This is a genomic window from Aeromicrobium camelliae, assembly GCF_003850045.1.
GTDB classification, from domain to species: Bacteria; Actinomycetota; Actinomycetes; order Propionibacteriales; family Nocardioidaceae; genus Aeromicrobium; species Aeromicrobium camelliae.
On record NZ_RQJX01000006.1, the window covers coordinates 59838 to 76226 of the forward strand.

Consider the following 16389-nt stretch of genomic DNA (forward strand, 5'->3'; position numbering starts at 1 on the left):
GCCCGTGCGGCGGCAAAAACCACGGGAGCCGGTGGTGACGCCCATCGCGGTGTAGCGTGCGTCTGTGCACGTCGTGATCATGGGGTGCGGCCGGGTCGGCTCGAGTCTGGCGCACAGTCTGCAAGACCGCGGTCACTCCACCGCGGTCGTCGATGTCGACCCGAGCGCGTTCCGCCGCCTGGGCGAGTCGTTCGGCGGCATCACGGTGACCGGGATGGGGTTCGATCGCGACGTCCTGCGCCAGGCCGGGATCGAACGCGCGGACGCGTTCGCGGCCGTGTCGAGCGGTGACAACTCGAACATCATCTCCGCGCGGGTCGCGCGGGAGCTCTTCGAGGTGCCCACCGTCGTCGCGCGCATCTACGACCCGGGGAGGGCCGAGGTCTTCGAGCGGCTGGGCGTACCGACGGTCGCGACCGTGCCGTGGGCGGCCGATCAGGTGCTACGGCGCCTGCTGCCCGCCGGAACGGAGCCGACCTGGCGCGACCCGACGGGGCACATCCGTCTCGACACGCTCTACGCGCCTGCCGCCTGGGTGGGACATCGGATCGGCGCGCTCGAGGACGCCGCCGGCGTGCGTGTCCCGTTCCTCACGCGGCTCGGTCAGGGCAGCATCGTCGGTGCCGACACGGTGATCCAAGAGGGCGACTTCCTGAGCGTGTTCGTCCACGACGATCGGGCGGCGCATGCGCAGACGATCCTGCAGAAAGGCCCGGTGGAGTGATGCGCGTCGCGATCGCCGGAGCGGGCGCCGTCGGCCGTTCGGTCGCGCAAGAACTCGTCGCCAACGGCCACGACGTCCTGCTCATCGACAAGTCTCCGGCGGCCATCCGCCGCGAGAGCGTCCGCGAGGCGGAGTGGCTGCTCGCCGATGCCTGCGAGCTCTCGTCGCTGACCGAGGCGCAGTTGCAGCGCTGTGACGTCGTGATCGCCGCGACCGGTGACGACAAGGCCAACCTCGTCGCGTCGCTGTTGGCCAAGACCGAGTTCGGTGTCCCGCGCACCGTCGCCCGCGTCAACCACCCGAGCAACGAGTGGTTGTTCGGGGAGGGGTGGGGTGTCGACGTCGCCGTATCGACGCCCCGGCTGATGGCCGCGCTGGTGGAGGAGGCCGTCGCAGTCGGTGATCTGGTGCGCCTCTTCACGTTCGGGCAGAGTTCGACCAACCTCGTCGAGCTCACCATGCCCGCGGACTCCCCGCTCATCGGCACGCGCGTGGGCTCCGTGCCGTGGCCGGAGCGCGTCGTGCTCGTCGCGATCCTGCGCGACGGCACTCCGCTGACGCCGGACCCGGACCGCGCACTCGAGAGCGGCGACGAGCTGCTGTTCGTGACCCCGGACGACCAGGAGGCCGAGATCAGCGCGCTCCTGTCACCGCGGCCCTGAGCTCAGGACGAGGGCGGCGATTCCAGCGGGGTCCGGTTGCGGCTCAGCATCCAGGCCATCGCGAGGAGCGACGCGACCTGCAGCGGCCACCCCATGACGACTTTCGCGGTGCCGAGCAACGCGACCTCGTCGGCCACGTAGAGCGGGTACTGGACGACGACGCGAAGGACGCACGGCAGCACGAACAGCCATGTCATCTGAGCGCAGAGGCGCCGCATGCCGCGGTCCTCGCGCCAGGCGGTGAAGTCGCCCACGACAGCACCGATGAGGAACCCGACTGCCGGCCATCCGATGAGGATGGTGATCGTGAACACGACCGCGTACCCGGCGTTGTAGAGGATTCCGGGAAGGAAGACGTCCCGGGCCTCCCCCGAGCGCGACGCGAAGATGGTCGCGATGGCGATGCCCACCAGAGCGTTCAGCACGAACTGCGGGTTGGACCGCTGCAGGACACGTGCGACCAGCAGCACCACCGTCAGCGCGACGCTGACGATGAGGCTCAGCCGCAGCTGATCGCTCACGATGAAGCACACGGTGAAGGCGATCGTGGGAATGGCGCTCTCGACCACCCCGCGTGCCCCGCCGAAGGCTTCGGCGAGCCGCTGACGAACCAGTTGCTCGACGGTCTCGGCACTCGCCGGACTGGGGACGGCCGCGTCGCCGCTCATGCGGCGTCCAGCGTGTAGCGCGGGTTGTACAACACCCGAGCGCCGCCGCGCTCGCTCAGCCGTCCCGTGGCGGTGAGCTCACGTCCGGCGTCGATACCGGCGATCCGGCGCCGCCCGAGCCACACGAGCGTCACAGTGCCGGAGCCGTCATACAGCTCGGCCTCGAGGGCCGTCGCCTCACCGACCGGTCGCAACGTGATCGCCCGCACGACGCCGTGAAGGGAGACGACGTCGCGGTCCGGCTGTTCTCGAATCGGCCGGCACCCGGCCCGAGCGCAGTGCACCAGCAGTTCGTCGCTCTCCTGCTGGTCGGTCGACGACCAGCGGTCGACCACGCGATGGAGGATTCCCGCCATATCTGGATCCTAGGCCGCGAAACGGCTCAGGCCTCCTGCGACGGCTGAGACGACTGCGGCGTGACGCCCGGAGGCATGCGCAACGGCAACGGCTCCCGCACCATGCGCGGATCGCTGCCGCGCACCACGACGACGTCCCGGAGGATCTCCAGGAGCGGCTCCGCTGCGGTCTCGTCCGTGGCGGCCTGACCGAGGAGCGTGGCACGGAGCAGCCATCGCGGACCTTCGACACCGAGGATCCGGCTCTGCTGCACGCCGGTCCGCCCGTCCTGGGCCGTCACCTCCACCCGGAAGTGCAGCTCGGGACCGAACGGACCGTCGGCGTCCTTCCAGTCACCTTCACGGCGCTCGACCTCGCGCTTGAGGTCGGTCAGGACGTCGCCCCACTCCCCGCCGGAGCGCGAGGCGGCGAAGATGCGCAACTCCATCGCGGAGCCCTCCACGACGACCAGCACGGACGTCAACTGGCCGTTCTCGGTGGGAAGCTGCAGTCCGACGCCGTCACGGCCCTTGATGCGCAACGCGCCGAGGTCGACGTATCCCGGGCCGTCCGGATCGCGCTCGGAGGAGTCCCAGGGTCCGGCGGACCGGGTCGCCGGGACGGTCACCTCCGCGGCGACGTCGGGGGTCTCGGTGTGCTCTGCTGCCGCCGCATCCTTCTTGCGTCGACCGAACATCAGCGTTCCTCTCGTACTTCTCGTGCGGGCGTCAACGACGCATGGCCACCCGATGAACCGTAGCCCCCTTCCCCGCGTTCGGACACGGGGAGTGCGGGGACGTCCACGAATCGGACGTGCTCGACACGTTGCACGACCAGTTGCGCGATGCGATCGCCGCGGTGAATCGTCACGGATTCGTGCAGATCGTGGTTGATGAGCAGGACTTTGATCTCTCCGCGGTACCCGGCGTCGATCGTCCCGGGGGTGTTGACGACCGACAGGCCGTGGCGCAGCGCGAGCCCGGACCGCGGATGGACGAAGGCAGCGAATCCCTCGGGCAGGGCGATCGCGATGCCAGTCGGCACGAGCGCGCGTTCGCCGGGGGCGAGCTCGACATCGACCGTGGAGACCAGGTCGGCACCGGCATCGTCGGGCCGCGCGTACCGCGGTGGCTCGATGCCCGGGTCGAGACGCTGGATCTGCACGTCGGTGCTCATGTCGCCCGACCTTACCCAAGGCGGGTTCGGCCGCTCCGGCACAGTAGAGGCGTGAACGCCGAGCATCGCGAACGCCTCACCGCCCCGCTCCCCTGGTGGCTCGTCGCCGTGGGCGCGGGCGCCTTCACCGGATGGCTGGTCCGTGTCGCGACGACCTTCGAGATCGGCCTCGTCGTCGCCGTGGTCACGGCTGCGGCCGCCGTGACGGTCGTCGCCGCCTACGGAGCCGCGACCGTGCAGGCGTCGGACGAGGGCCTTCGCGCGGGCCGCGCCTGGCTCGACCGTGCGCACCTGGGGACGGTCGAGCCGCTCGACGCTGAGGGCTGGTCACGGGCCTTCGGCGAGGACGGCGACCTCCGAGCGTTCACCTTCACCCGCCCGTACATCCGGACCGGCGTCCGCGTGACCCTCGAGGACCCGGCCGACCCCACGCCGTTCTGGCTCGTCTCGACGCGCTTTCCCGCCTCAGTCGCCCGGGCCCTCGGCCACGGCGACTGACGCCGACCCGCGACCTGCGCCACAATGGTCCTGACCGTCACCGACAGGAGGACCCGTGGCCAAGCGCAAGAGCACGCCAGACGCCAGCACGACCAGCGGCGCGGAGGTCAAGGCACAGCGCCGCCTCGGTCGCGGCACGTGGAAGGTGATGGACACGAGTTCCTCGGTCCTGGCTGCTGCCCTCGCGCCCCGCGTCTCGAACCTGGCGTGGCGCGCGATCACCGGCCGCAAGGCCCCCGCCAGTTCCCGGCATCCCGATCTCAGCACGGCCGAGGCGATCGGATGGGCAGCGCTGGGCGGCGCGACCGTGCAGGTGGTGCGCACGGTCGTGCGCCGTGGAGTCGCCAGCTATTGGGTCAAGTCCACCGGCGATCTGCCGCCGGGCATGAAGAAGCTCGCAGAAACGGGAAGACCGGCCCCGAAGGACCGGTCTTCCATGTCGCCGAGGCGCTGATCAGTCGGCGCAGTCGCGGCAGATGGGCTGCCCGTTCTTCTCGTGGGCGAGCTGGCTGCGGTGGTGCACCAGGAAACACGACATGCAGGTGAACTCGTCGGACTGCTTGGGAACGACCTGAACGGCCAGCTCCTCATGGGACAGGTCCGCTCCGGGCAGCTCGAAGGACTCGGCCGCTTCGACCTCGTCCTCGTCGACCTTGCCCGAATTCTGCTCGTGCCGACGCGCCTTCAGCTCCTCGATGCTGTCCTCGGACTGATCCTCTTCGGTCTTGCGAGGGGCGTCGTAATCGGTGGCCATGTACTCTCCGTCTCGTGCGTGTCAACCGGCGCGATTCTGTCATACCGCACCAAGGGCGTCGCGCTCAGAACCCACAAGCACGAACGAGCGCGAAATATTCCTCGAAGATGACGGGATGCGCGGCGACGACGAGGCGCTCGTCCGGCGGGCCGTCGAGCCCGCTGAGCACCAGGCCCGCCTCCCGCGCGATGAGCCCTCCGGCGGCCAGATCCCAGGGCTTGAGGCCCTGCTCGACGTAGGCGTCGATGCGACCGTCGGCGAGGGCGACCAGGTCCAGCGACGCCGCGCCGATGCGCCGGATGTCGCGCACCCGAGGCAACAGCTGCAGCACCGCGCGCGCCTGCTGCTCACGCACCTCGGCGGCGTAATTGAAGCCGGTCGCGACGAGCATCTGGTCGAGGGTGGCCGGCGGCGGACCCTGGAGGGCGATCCGCTCGTCGCCGTCCCAGCGCCATGCGCCTTCACCGGAGAGCGCGGCGTACTCCTCGCCCGTGGCGATATTGATGACATAGCCGAGCGCCACGTCGCCGTCATCGATCCGGGCGGCGATCGACACCGCGTACACCGGGATGCCGTAGACGAAGTTCACGGTGCCGTCGATCGGGTCGACGATCCACTGCACACCGCTCGTGCCGACGATCTCCTCTCCCTCCTCGCCGAGGAACCCGTCCTCAGGCCGCGCGTCGAGGATGCGCGCGCGGATGAGCCGCTCGGAAGCCTCGTCGATCTCGGTGACGACATCGGTGGGCGTCGACTTGGTCGCCGTCACCCCCACGCGGCCCGCGGGCCGACGCGTCCGGACGAGTTCGGCCGCCTCGCGGCCGACGGTGCGGGCGAGGTCGAGCAGGTCCCGGCTCACGGAAGCACCGGCAGGTCGGCGCCGGCGTTGACGCAGCACTGCGCCGGGCAGTGATCGGGCCACGGTCCGAGGTCACCGAGCGCGGGACGCTCGGGCTGCTCCCCGCGCTCGCTCGCCGCACGCTCGAGGACGAGTTCACGAACCAGCGCGACGAACTCCGGATGCACACCCGGGGTGGGGACGCGCACGAAGTCCAGGCCCAGGTCCTTGGCAGTCTGCGCCGCTTCGGTGTCGAGGTCGTAGATGACCTCCATGTGATCGGAGATGAAGCCGATCGGCACCACCGCCACCGAATGGACACCCTGGGCGGAGAGCTCCTCGAGGTGATCATTGATGTCGGGGTCGAGCCAGGGGATGTGCGGCGCCCCGGAGCGGGAGCAGAACGCCAGCGACCACGCCTCGTGACCGAGTTCGCCCGCCACCATACGAGCGACCGACTCGTGCTGGCGCAGATAAGCCTGCGCGCCGGGGCCGCCGCTCGCCTCGTTCATCGCGTCGGGGATCGAGTGCGTCACGAAGACCACGTGCGTGCCCTCCGGTGCCGCAGCGAGCGCGTCGCGGGTCTGCTCCACGAAGGGGCCGACGAATCCGGGGTGGTTGTAGTAATGCCGCAGCTTGGCCAGCTCGACGGGGAGGTCGAGCTGCGCCTCGTACAGATTCTCGCGGTACTGACGGCACCCGGAGTAGGAGGAGTACGCGCTCGTGACGAAGCACACGGCGCGGCGAACGCCGTCGGCCGCCATCGCCTCGGTCGTCTCGCGCAGGTACGGATCCCAGTTGCGGTTGCCCCAGTAGACCGGCAGGTCCAGGCCGTGCTCCGCGAAGTCCGCCTCGATCGCGGCGATCAGCGCACGGTTCTGGTCGTTGATCGGCGACTTGCCCCCGAAGCCGAAGTAGTGCTCTCCCACCTCCACAAGTCGTTCGCGCGGGATGCCGCGGCCACGGGTGACGTTCTCGAGGAACGGCACCACGTCATCGGGCTTCTCCGGGCCGCCGAAGGACACGAGAAGCAGGGCGTCGAAGGGGCGTGGATCCATGCCCTCAGTCTCTCATCCACGCCCCGCCGGCCGCGCGGCCACATCACCCTCCTGCGGACGCACGGCGACGTCATCCCACGGGATGAGGAGGGCGTTGTCGAATGGTCCACGGCGCCGATGTCCGGAGGGGTCCGACGGCCGAGACTCGCAGCATGGAATTTCAGCACTCCTCCCCAGCCCCCACCGCCGGCACTCCCACGGCGGTCCTCACGGCCACCGCCCTGGTGAAGCGATACGGCCCCACCACCGCCCTCGACGGCGCGAGTCTGCGCGTCCACCGCGGCGAGGCCGTCGCCGTCATGGGAGCGTCGGGGTCGGGCAAGACGACGTTGCTGCACTGCATGGCTGCGGTCATCGGTCCCGACAGCGGGTCGGTCCAGCTCACCGTGGACGGTCACGCCACCGAGATCGCGGGCCTGGACGAGGAGGCACGCTCGCAGCTGCGCCGGACAAGGTTCGGCTTCGTGTTCCAGAACGGGATGCTGCTGCCCGAACTCACGGCGCTGGAGAACGTCGCACTGCCGCTCATGGTCAACGGACACCCGCGGCACGCCGCGGAGTCGGCTGCGGCGCCATGGCTGGCCGCGCTGGGCTTGGCCGGAATGGAGCAGCGACGCATCGGACAGCTCAGTGGCGGGCAGGCCCAGCGCGTCGCGATCGCCCGTGCGCAGGTGACAGCGGCACCGGTCGTCTTCGCCGACGAGCCGACCGGCGCGCTCGACTCGGCGACGTCCGACGACGTCATGAACGCCCTGCTCTACGCCACGAAGGGCCAGGGACGCAGCCTCGTCGTCGTGACGCACGACCCGCGCGTCGCGCAGCGCTGCGACCGCGTCCTGCACATGAGCGACGGGCGCATCGTCCGCGAGGAGGAGCCGGTCCGATGAGCACCACCACGCTCCCGTCGGCTTCAAGCCCGACCCTGTCAGCACCCCGCCGCTTGGCCGCGCTCACCGTGCTGCTCGCCCGGCCCAGCCGACAGGGGCGCGCCGCCGTGGTGCTGCCCCTCGCGGCGTTCGCGGTCACGACCGCTCTGCTCCTCACGGTCGTCGGCGGCACGCTCATGTTCGCGAACGACCCGCGCGCCCAGGTCGAGGACCTCGGCGACATGTACCTGCAGTTGAGCCTCGTCGCGCTCCTGCTTCTTGCCGTGCCGACGCTGTCCCTCGGCGCCTCCGCAGCGCGACTCTCCGCGCGGCGCCGCGACGACCGGCTCGCAGCGCTGCGACTGCTCGGCGCATCCAGCCGCGACGTCAGCCTGATCACGGTCGTCGAGGCCACCGCCATCGCCGTCGCGGGGAGCCTCCTGGGCACGGCGCTGTACGCGCTCCTGCTGCCGGCGTTGGGGCAACTGCGTTTCTTCGGCGAACGCATCGGCGTCGCCGCGGTCTGGGCCGGCTGGCCCGCCGTAGGCGGCGTCCTCGGGGCGGTCGCCCTCATGGCCGCGACGAGCGCCGTACTCGGTCTACGCCGGGTGCGGCTGACTCCCCTCGGCGTCCGTACTCGTGCCGAGGTGCCGCACCGGCCGCTGCGGTGGGCCTTCGCCGGAATCGGCGTCATCCTGCTCGGAGCCGCGGGCGTCTCGCAGATGAGCCTCATCGGCAGCGCGCTGGGCATGGCGGTGATGATCGCGTTCGTGTTCGTCGTGTTCGGCGCAGGCCTGGCGCTGCTCAACCTGATCGGTCCGCCCGTCGTCGCCGCGCGCGGCCGCGCGATGGCCCGTCGCGCGAAGACTCCGTCCCATCTCATCGCCGGCCGGCAGCTGGCCGAGCACAGCGGACCGGCGTGGCGGAGGGTCTCAGCGCTGTCGATGATCTCCTTCGTGGCCGTCGTGGGCGGGGTCGGGATGTCGTTGGCGTCCGCGATGTCGGACGGTGACGTCGACCGTGCCGGCCGACTCATCGCCGCCGACATGACGACGGGCGTGCTGCTGACCCTCGCGATCGCGTTCGTCATGCTCGCGTGCTCGGTCGGCGTGACACAGGCGGCGGCGATCCTCGACGACGCCCAACTCATCGTCGGGCTCGACCGACTCGGCATGCCGATCTCCATGCTGGAGCGCTCGCGCCGCATCGCCGTCATGGTGCCGATGCGGATGGCCGCGCTCGGCGGAGCGGCCGCAGGCGCCGTCCTCACGTTGCCGCTCATGGGGATGGCGGTCTTCGTCGCGCCGCTCTCGGTCCTGGTGGTCGTCGGCACGTTCGCCGTCGGATTCACGCTCGTGGGGCTCGCGTTCGTGGCCACCCGCCCCGTCGTGACCGCGGTGCGTGCGCGTCCCGACCGGGTCGGTTGACCACCGCGAATCTCGCGGGGGTCTACGCTGCTGGCGATGCTCTCGACCTACGCCGCGCTGCTGCGCACTCCCGGAGCGGCCGCGTTCTCGCTCGCCGCGACACTCGGCCGGCTTCCGCTGTCGATGGCCGGGCTCGGGATCGTGCTGCTCGTGGTCGAGCGGACCGGTTCGTACGCGCAGGCAGGCGTGGTCGCCGCGGGGTACATCCTCGCGGCGGCCGTCGCGGCACCGATTCAGGGCCGGGTGGCGGACCGCTGGGGTCAGGCTCCGGTGCTCGTCGCGGCGAGTCTGATCTTCGCGGCCGGCGCCGGACTGATCCTGGCGACCGCCGGCGGGCCCACGACCGTCGCGATGCTGTGCGCCGCGGTCGCGGGACTCGGCGCCCCGCAGACGGGGAACATGGCCCGGCGCCGCTGGTCGCATCTCCTCGCCGCCGACCGGGCACGGCTCAGCACGGCCTTCGCGCTCGAGGCGGTCCTCGACGAGGCCGTGTTCATCGTCGGCCCGGTCCTCGTCACCTTCCTGACCATCTCCGTGGCCGAGCCTGCGGGACTCCTCGTGGCCGCAGCCTGCTCCTGCGCCGGAAGCTGGGGCCTGGCGGCGCACCGGTCCTCGGCCCCTCCGACCCACCGCGGTGCTCGGGGCTCCTCGGAACGTCTCCCCGCGGGCCTTCTCGCGGTCGTCGTGGTGGCCGCCGCCTGCATGGGGGTCCTCTTCGGGTCGACCGAGGTCCTCGTGGTGGCCTTCACCGACGAACAGGGCAGGCCCGGGCTCGCCGGTCTCGTGCTCGCGCTCTGGGCCGTCGGAAGTCTCGCGGCCGGTGTCATCGTCGGCGCTCTCCCGGCGCCTGCGTCGCCGCTGGGTCGCCTGCGCGCCACGACTGCGGTGCTCGGCCTGCTGTTCCTCCCGCTGCCCTGGGCGCCCAATGTCGCGCTGCTCGCGGCGGGCATGCTCGTGACGGGTTTCATGGTCGCTCCCACCCTGATCGCCGCCACCACCCTCGTCGAGGCGACGATGCCACCGGCGCGACTGACCGAGGCGCTCATGTGGACGGGTGCCGGGCTCTCCATCGGGGTGGCGCCGGGCGCCTCGCTGTCGGGCATCGTCGTCGACGAGGTCAGCGCCTCCGCGGGCTTCCTGGTGCCGTGCGTGGCCGCGTTGGCCGCCTCGGCCATCGCGGTCGCGTACCGCCGCCCCCTGCCGGTCGCGCATCCGACGGGGTGAAACACGCGCGGCGACGTCCCACGGCAGCGGTCACCCCGAGACTAGGATCGAAGTCAGGTCGAACTGCAGCGTCCGGAGGCAATGATGCGTGATCTCGCCCTGGTGGGCCCGAGTGAGGACGGCCGGTACCTCATCACTCGTGATCCCGCTTCGGGCGCCCGGTTCCGGCTGCGCGTCGACCGACGCCTCGCCACCACGGTCGAGCGCTCGACCCGTGACAGCCACCGCTCCCCCGGCCAGTTGGAGATCCCCATGGAGAGTTCCCTCAGCCCCCGCGACATCCAGACGCGCATCCGCCGAGGCGAGAGCGTCGAGCAGGTGGCCGAGGCCGCGGGTACGTCGGTCGAGCAGATCATGGGCTTCGCCACGCCGGTTATCGCCGAACGTGAGCATATGGTCGACCAGGCACGCACCACCTCGGTCCGCCGCAAGCACGTCAGCGGCACCCCGGTAGCGCTGGGTGCCCTCGTCGACGAGGCTCTCGTCGGCCGCGGCATCACGCCCGAGGACGCCGCCTGGGACGCCTGGCGGCGCGAGGACGGCCGCTGGACGGTTCAGGTGGTGCTCCCGGACGGTCAGGCGGCGGTGTTCTGCTTCGACCACAAGAGCCGGTACGTCCTCGCGGACGATCCGACGGCTCGTGATCTCGTCGGCGATCTCGCCTCCGAGGACTCCCTCGACATGGCCATCGCCGACGCGGTGCGCGGCACCGACGAGGTCGCTGCTGAAGACGTCGAGGACACCGAGAAGATCGTCGACCACGCGCCCGTGCACTCGCTCAAGGAAGCGCGCGACCGCCGCGCTCTCGGCCAGTTCGAGGTCGAGGAGCCGGCAGCCGAGACCACCGACGACGAGCCCGCTCCGGCTCCGCGCAAGAAGAACACGCGCCGCAGCGTTCCCAGCTGGGACGAGATCATGTTCGGCGGTAAGCGCGGCGACTGAACTTCGCCTGCACCCTGGTGGTCGAGTAGCCGGCGAGTTCTGCGAGCAGGCGTATCGCGACCACGTCCCACCGCGAATCTGGTCTCGATACGTCGGCCGCTGAGCGACCTCGTACAACCCGCCTCGGCAGTCCGTAGCCCGCGTTCGCCGCTCGGCACCCGCTAGTCGAACGGCAGGACGTCCGGCGATAGCGCGGCCGCGTGCGCGCGGGCGGCCGTCATCCGGCGTCGATGGTGGCGCCGGCACAGCACCTCGTAGCCCACCGCGGGAGTCGGCTCACCCTGCTGCTCTACGTCGCCGACGACGATGACGTCGCCCTCGGTCACCATCTCTCCGTCGACGGTGCGCGCGTTGTGCGTCGCTCGCGCCCCGCACCAGCACAAGGCCTCGACCTGCAACGGCATGACCCGGTCGGCCAGCTCGACGAGCCGTGCCGAGCCCGGGAAGAGCCGCGTGCGGAAGTCGGTGAGGATGCCGAAGCAGAACACGTCGATCGCGAGCTCGTCGGCGATCTTGGCCAGCTCGTCGACCTGCGCCGGTGTGTAGAACTGGGCCTCGTCGCACACCACGTAGTCGATCTGCGCCCCGCGGGTGAGTTCATCGACGATGTAGGACCAGAACGACAGCCCTTCGTGGACCTCGACGGCGCTGGCAGAGAGTCCGAGCCGGCTCGAGAGCGTCGCCTCGCCCGCGCGGTCGTGCGAGGTGAAGATGCGACCACGGCGTCCACGCGCGCGGTGGTTGTGGTCGACCTGCAAGGCCAGCGTGCTCTTGCCGGAGTCCATCGTCCCTGAGTAGAAGAGCAGTTCAGCCGCCACGGCGTTCCTTTCCGATCACGGCGCGAGCAGAACGGGGATGCGCATCTCGGCGTCGCTCACCGATCCGTGGAAGCCGCGCAGGGAAAGCTCCACCGAGAAGTCGCGCGACGAGAACACGGCGAAGTCGTCCAGCGACGCCACCAGCACGTCCCCGAAGCGCGCCCGTACGGCGGGATCGAGCGGCCCGAACCAGTCCTGGGCGTCCTCGCGCAGCGTGACGAGGACACGGTCGCCGAGACGCTCCTTCCACCGCTGGGCGACGTCCAGTTCGGCCCCCGTGCGGGTGTAGAGGTGGCGGAAGCGCGCCTCACCGGCGAGCACCGTGACGTCGTCGCGCAGCTCGGGATGGTCGTCGACGTCGAACCGGTCGTCGGCACCGATGTCCACCATCCCGTGGTCCGCGGTGACGAGCATGACGACGTCCTGCGGCAGCGCGGACCGCAACTGTTCGAGCTCGCGGTCGATCGTCTGCAGCATCTCGCGCCACTCGTCGGAGTCCACGCCATTGCTGTGCCCGGTGTGGTCGAGCCGCGACTCGTAGGCGTAGACGACCGTGCGACCGGGTCTCTCGCTCGCCTCCACTACGGCGTCGAGCCGCTCCCACACGGAGTCGACACCGACGAACGGGACGCCGCGCTGGCTGCAGCGCGTCAGTCCGCTGTCGGCGAACCGGCGGTCGTTGACCACCGTGGCGGCGATGCCGTCGTCGGCGAGCCGCGCCAAGACGGTGCGGTGGGGCTGCCACGTCTCGGGGTCGACATCGGCCTTCCATGACAGCGTGTTGAGCACCGTGGTCGTGCCGGGAACGCGGCACGTGTAACCGGGCATGCCGTGCATGCCCGGTCGCAGCCCAGTGCCCAGCGACGTCAGGCTGACCGACGTCGTGGACGGGATCGTCGAGGTCACGCCGTCGATGGACTGCCGGGCCGACAGCCAGGGCGCGAGCTGTGCGTGCTCACGCAACAGAAGCTCACCCAGCCCGTCGACGACGACCACCACGTAGCCTCGCGCCGCCGGAAGCTCCAGCGGAGCGTCGAGCGCTTCCGCGCCGAGCGCCAGACCGACTGAACCGAAGATGTTCCAGATACCGGGCCGGCTCATCGGCCCGCCGGCTGGTGCTGCGAGGTCGCCGCGGAGAGCTGCCGAGCGAGGTCGAGCAGCCGCTCGACGGCGGCGCCGCCGTCAGCGGCGGTGCTCAGCCGCAGCGTGAAGTCGTCGCCCGTGATGCTGCCGGAGTAACCGTGGTCGGCTTCGCACTGCGGGTCGTCGCAACGGGCCGGGGCGAGCTCCACCCGGGAGATCGCGCCCCAGGAGATGGTCAGCACGGCCTCCTCCAGCTGCTGCGAGTGCGTCGCGACCATGCGCGTGACGAGGACCGAGGACACCCGCGCGATCGGCACCGCCTCCGACGTGGTCGAGGTGTACGGACGCGGGAGGAGGTCGTCGCCGGGATGCTCGTCGGTGTGCGTGGCGATGACGCGCGTGGGCGTCAACGTCAGCACCGTCATGTGCCGGCGGATCTCGTCGCGTTCGAACGTCGGTTCGTGGTGCACCACGAACGCGCGGACCGGCTCGCCGGCCACAGCGTCGCGGATACCCGCCGCGACGATCTCCGGGTAGTACCCCGCACGGGAGATCTCCGCGAACAACTCGTCGGATCGATCGAGGTGGGAAGTCACCGGTTCAGGGTATCGCCCGACAGCACGGGCCTGCTGAGCCGACGCACGTACCACTCGCCACGGCGGTCGTTGGACGGGACGACCTTGGCACGGGCGCTCAGGGCGTAGAACCCGCCGGGGGTGGCGTACACCGGCTCGAGGTCGAGTTCGGCGACCTCGGGGAGGTCGTCCTTCAACGCGGCGATCCGCAAGATGACGTCGCGCAGACCGTCCACGTCGACCGCCGGGGAGCCGCGGTAGCCGAAGAGCATCGGCGCCGCACGGACGCCGCGCACCATCTGCTCGGCGTCGACGTCGGTCAGCGGCGGGATGCCGTACGTGCGGTCGTCGAGCAACTCGCTCGGCGCACCGGCGAGCCCGAAGGAGACGAGCGGACCGAACAGCGGGTCCTCGACCGCTTTGAAGGAAACGGGGACGCCCTCGGGGGCGGAACGCTGCACGAAGAAGGTGGTGTCCTCCCCCACGCCGCTCCACGTGGTCATGTTGTCCCATGCCTCGGTCATGTCCTGGGCGTCGTGGATGCCGCGCCACACGTGGGCGAGGTCCGGGCGGGCGCGCAGGCGTTCGCTCCCCGCCTTGAGCACGACGTCCCAGCCGAGGCTCTCGCCGGCGGCGATGGCCTCCTCACGATTGTGGACGATGATCCAGGTCCACAGATCGATGCCGTAGCAGGACAGCAGGAAGTGGACCTGCTCCGTGGACAGCACGGCACCGCGAGGGGCGAGCTCGAGCACGCTGCGGATGAGGGTCTTGGCGTCGCCGGTGCGGTACTGCTCCGAATCCTGGTACGTGCCATGGTCGCGCGACGCCCACTCCGCGTAGTTCACGGCGCGCGCCAGCGCGCGGACCGCCGCCTCGGGCGAGGCGTACGACGGGACCGAGCCGCGACCGGCCGAGCCGCCCTGCAGATCAGGCACGCGCAACAGGACCGGGATGCCCTTGCTGGCGAGGAACGTCGACACGATGGGCTTGTCCGACTGCTCGCCGATCGCGGCCAGGACGTTCGCGACGTCCTCGCCGCCGGTGTTGATGGGTGGCGTGTAGACAGCGACGAGCGCGTCGACGTCGGACCGCACGAGCGCGGCCTCGAGTGCGACCTCGAACTCCTCGGCCCCGGCGTTCGCGCCGAGCGAGATCGGGGGCGCCACCTGCAGGCCCTGGGACTTGGCGGCGTCGGTGACGATCAGGGCGACGGCGTCGGAGTTGCCGACGACCGCGATGCGGTTGCCGCGCGGCAACGGCTGGTGGGCCAGGAGCTGAGCGACGTCGAACATCTCGTCGAGGGTGTCGACCTGGATGACGCCCGCCTGGCTGAACATCGCGTCGACGGCCTTCTGCGGCGCGGAGGTGCGCTTGACCCGGTGGCCGACGGGGACACCTTGCGTGGAGCGTCCCGATTTGACCGCGACGATGGGTTTCTGCTCCGACACCCGGCGGGCGATGCGCGAGAACTTGCGGGGGTTGCCGATGGACTCGAGGTACAGCAGCACGACCTCGGTGGCGTCGTCGTTCTGCCAGTACTGAAGCAGGTCGTTGCCGGAGACGTCGGCGCGGTTGCCCGCCGAGACGAACGTCGACAGGCCGAGTCCGCGCCGCGAGACCGTCTCCAGGATCGCCGAACCGAGCGCCCCGGACTGGCAGAAGAACCCGGCGCGGCCCTGCGGGGGCATGGTGGGCGACAGCGAGGCGTTGAGCTGCACTTCCGGGGCGGTGTTGATGACGCCCAGGCAGTTGGGGCCGATGAGTCGCAGACCGTGCGTACGGCACAGGTGCAGCAACTCCTCCTGGCGCTTTCGGCCTTCGGGACCCTCTTCGGCGAAGCCGGCGGAGATCACCACCAGGCCGTGCACACCCTTGGCCGCACAGTCCAGGACGACGTCGTTGACCGAGTCGGCGGGCACCGCGACGATCGCGACCTCCACCTCACCGGGAATGTCCTGCACCGACCGGTAGGCAGGCAGGCCCGAGACGGAATCGGCCAGCGGATTGACCGCGTACACCGTGCCGTTGTAGTCACCGAGCACGAGGTTGCGGACCATCGTCTGCCCGATGGAGGACTGGCGCCGGCTGGCGCCGACGACCGCGATGCTGGAGGCGTCGAAGATGCGCTCGATCGAGGCGGCCTCCGCGCGCTGCTCGCGCGCACGCATCACGCCGATCGCCGACTGCGTGGGGTCGATGCGGAATCGCAGCTGCTGCACGCCGCCCTCGAGCTGGCCGGAGATGGTGTAGCCCATCTCGCGGAACACCTGCATCATCCGGACGTTCTCGGGCAGCACCTCCGCGGTGAACTCGTGGATGCCCCGCTCGCGCCCCGCCTGCGCGAGGTGCTCGAGCAGGAGCTGACCGATGCCCCGACCCTGGTGGGCGTCCTCGACGAGGAACGCCACCTCGGCTTCGGTCGGGCTCGTGGCGTCGTAGCGGCCGACGGCGATGATCTCGTCGTGCTGGGTGACGACGAACGCGACCCGGCGGTCGTAGTCGACCTCGGTGAACCGCTTGATGTCGCGCTGCGAGAGGCGCGGGTACGGTGCGAAGAACCGGAAGTACTTGGACTCGGCGGACACCCTGTCGTAGAACTCCACGAACTTGGTGGCGTCCTCGGGGACGATGGGGCGAATCTGCGCGACCCTGCCGTCCTTGAGCAGAACGTCGGCCTCCCAGGCATCCACAGGGTCCACGTCGTCCACGCCACCAACCTACCGGGTCAGGCGGCGTG

19 protein-coding genes are annotated in these 16389 nt (G+C 70.5%); 8 read left to right on the forward strand and 11 right to left on the reverse strand.

Annotated features, from left to right (window positions below; translation table 11 throughout):
* Positions 1-79 precede the first annotated feature (79 nt).
* A complete protein-coding gene (locus tag EHW97_RS06285) occupies positions 80-724 on the forward strand; it encodes a potassium channel family protein (RefSeq protein WP_378079897.1) in 645 nt (214 codons plus the stop codon).
* Complete coding sequence (locus tag EHW97_RS06290; protein ID WP_124236316.1) at positions 724-1386, forward strand: potassium channel family protein; 663 nt, start codon at positions 724-726, stop codon at positions 1384-1386. The genes EHW97_RS06285 and EHW97_RS06290 overlap by 1 nt, the downstream gene beginning before the upstream one ends.
* Positions 1387-1388: 2 nt before the next feature.
* On the opposite strand, the gene EHW97_RS06295 is transcribed toward EHW97_RS06290, so the two are convergent.
* From EHW97_RS06295 to dut, 4 genes are read right to left on the reverse strand one after another with little or no spacing between them, the layout of a single operon-like run.
* Complete coding sequence (locus EHW97_RS06295; protein WP_124236317.1) at positions 1389-2054, reverse strand: DUF3159 domain-containing protein; 666 nt, start codon at positions 2052-2054, stop codon at positions 1389-1391.
* Positions 2051-2410 (reverse strand): OB-fold nucleic acid binding domain-containing protein, encoded by a 360-nt coding sequence (locus tag EHW97_RS06300; protein WP_124236318.1) that lies wholly within the window; start codon positions 2408-2410, stop codon positions 2051-2053. Before EHW97_RS06300 ends, EHW97_RS06295 begins: the two co-directional genes overlap by 4 nt.
* Before the next feature lie 26 nt (positions 2411-2436).
* Entirely contained in the window at positions 2437-3087 is a 651-nt protein-coding gene (locus EHW97_RS06305; protein WP_124236319.1) for a DUF3710 domain-containing protein, read from the reverse strand.
* Positions 3087-3566 carry a dUTP diphosphatase gene (gene dut / locus EHW97_RS06310; protein ID WP_124236320.1) on the reverse strand — a complete coding sequence of 160 codons (480 nt, stop codon included), beginning with the start codon at positions 3564-3566 and terminating at the stop codon, positions 3087-3089. Before dut ends, EHW97_RS06305 begins: the two co-directional genes overlap by 1 nt.
* A 51-nt stretch (positions 3567-3617) precedes the next feature.
* Here dut and EHW97_RS06315 point away from each other — a divergent pair, with 51 nt between their 5' ends.
* Positions 3618-4064 carry a DUF3093 domain-containing protein gene (locus EHW97_RS06315; RefSeq protein ID WP_166367408.1) on the forward strand — a complete coding sequence of 149 codons (447 nt, stop codon included), beginning with the start codon at positions 3618-3620 and terminating at the stop codon, positions 4062-4064.
* Between the two features lie 55 nt (positions 4065-4119).
* Positions 4120-4518 carry a DUF4235 domain-containing protein gene (locus tag EHW97_RS06320; RefSeq protein ID WP_124236322.1) on the forward strand — a complete coding sequence of 133 codons (399 nt, stop codon included), beginning with the start codon at positions 4120-4122 and terminating at the stop codon, positions 4516-4518.
* Here the strand turns inward: EHW97_RS06320 and EHW97_RS06325 are convergent, their stop codons facing one another.
* The 3 genes from EHW97_RS06325 to EHW97_RS06335 all read right to left on the reverse strand — a co-directional run bounded on the left by EHW97_RS06325 (position 4519) and on the right by EHW97_RS06335 (position 6714).
* The gene (locus tag EHW97_RS06325) at positions 4519-4818 is read right to left on the reverse strand and encodes a DUF4193 domain-containing protein (RefSeq protein WP_121794849.1); all 300 of its coding nucleotides are present in this window, start codon (positions 4816-4818) and stop codon (positions 4519-4521) included. It lies immediately after the preceding gene.
* Positions 4819-4882: 64 nt separating this feature from the next.
* On the reverse strand, positions 4883-5677 hold the full coding sequence (locus EHW97_RS06330) for an inositol monophosphatase family protein (RefSeq protein WP_243696324.1): 795 nt from the start codon (positions 5675-5677) through the stop codon (positions 4883-4885).
* Entirely contained in the window at positions 5674-6714 is a 1041-nt protein-coding gene (locus EHW97_RS06335) for a ferrochelatase (protein ID WP_124236323.1), read from the reverse strand. The genes EHW97_RS06330 and EHW97_RS06335 overlap by 4 nt, the downstream gene beginning before the upstream one ends.
* A gap of 152 nt (positions 6715-6866) precedes the next feature.
* Here EHW97_RS06335 and EHW97_RS06340 point away from each other — a divergent pair, with 152 nt between their 5' ends.
* From EHW97_RS06340 to sepH, 4 genes are all read left to right on the forward strand, one after another.
* Positions 6867-7601: an ABC transporter ATP-binding protein gene (locus EHW97_RS06340; protein WP_124236324.1), complete on the forward strand. Its 735-nt coding sequence runs from the start codon at positions 6867-6869 to the stop codon at positions 7599-7601.
* Positions 7598-9007, forward strand: a complete 1410-nt coding sequence (locus EHW97_RS06345; protein ID WP_124236325.1) for an FtsX-like permease family protein — start codon at positions 7598-7600, stop codon at positions 9005-9007. Before EHW97_RS06340 ends, EHW97_RS06345 begins: the two co-directional genes overlap by 4 nt.
* A 36-nt stretch (positions 9008-9043) precedes the next feature.
* A complete protein-coding gene (locus EHW97_RS06350; protein ID WP_124236326.1) occupies positions 9044-10231 on the forward strand; it encodes an MFS transporter in 1188 nt (395 codons plus the stop codon).
* A gap of 84 nt (positions 10232-10315) precedes the next feature.
* The gene (gene sepH / locus EHW97_RS06355; RefSeq protein WP_166367409.1) at positions 10316-11173 is read left to right on the forward strand and encodes a septation protein SepH; all 858 of its coding nucleotides are present in this window, start codon (positions 10316-10318) and stop codon (positions 11171-11173) included.
* 161 nt (positions 11174-11334) lie between these two features.
* Here sepH and EHW97_RS06360 read toward each other — a convergent pair whose 3' ends face one another.
* Genes EHW97_RS06360 through EHW97_RS06375 form a run of 4 tightly spaced genes read right to left on the reverse strand, consistent with a single transcriptional unit; the run spans position 11335 to position 16360 of the window.
* Positions 11335-11991 (reverse strand): thymidine kinase, encoded by a 657-nt coding sequence (locus EHW97_RS06360; RefSeq protein ID WP_279432303.1) that lies wholly within the window; start codon positions 11989-11991, stop codon positions 11335-11337.
* 15 nt (positions 11992-12006) lie between these two features.
* Complete coding sequence (locus tag EHW97_RS06365; protein ID WP_124236328.1) at positions 12007-13092, reverse strand: alkaline phosphatase family protein; 1086 nt, start codon at positions 13090-13092, stop codon at positions 12007-12009.
* Complete coding sequence (locus EHW97_RS06370) at positions 13089-13670, reverse strand: DUF5998 family protein (protein ID WP_124236329.1); 582 nt, start codon at positions 13668-13670, stop codon at positions 13089-13091. Before EHW97_RS06370 ends, EHW97_RS06365 begins: the two co-directional genes overlap by 4 nt.
* Positions 13667-16360 carry a bifunctional acetate--CoA ligase family protein/GNAT family N-acetyltransferase gene (locus EHW97_RS06375; protein ID WP_124236330.1) on the reverse strand — a complete coding sequence of 898 codons (2694 nt, stop codon included), beginning with the start codon at positions 16358-16360 and terminating at the stop codon, positions 13667-13669. Before EHW97_RS06375 ends, EHW97_RS06370 begins: the two co-directional genes overlap by 4 nt.
* Positions 16361-16389: the final 29 nt, after the last annotated feature.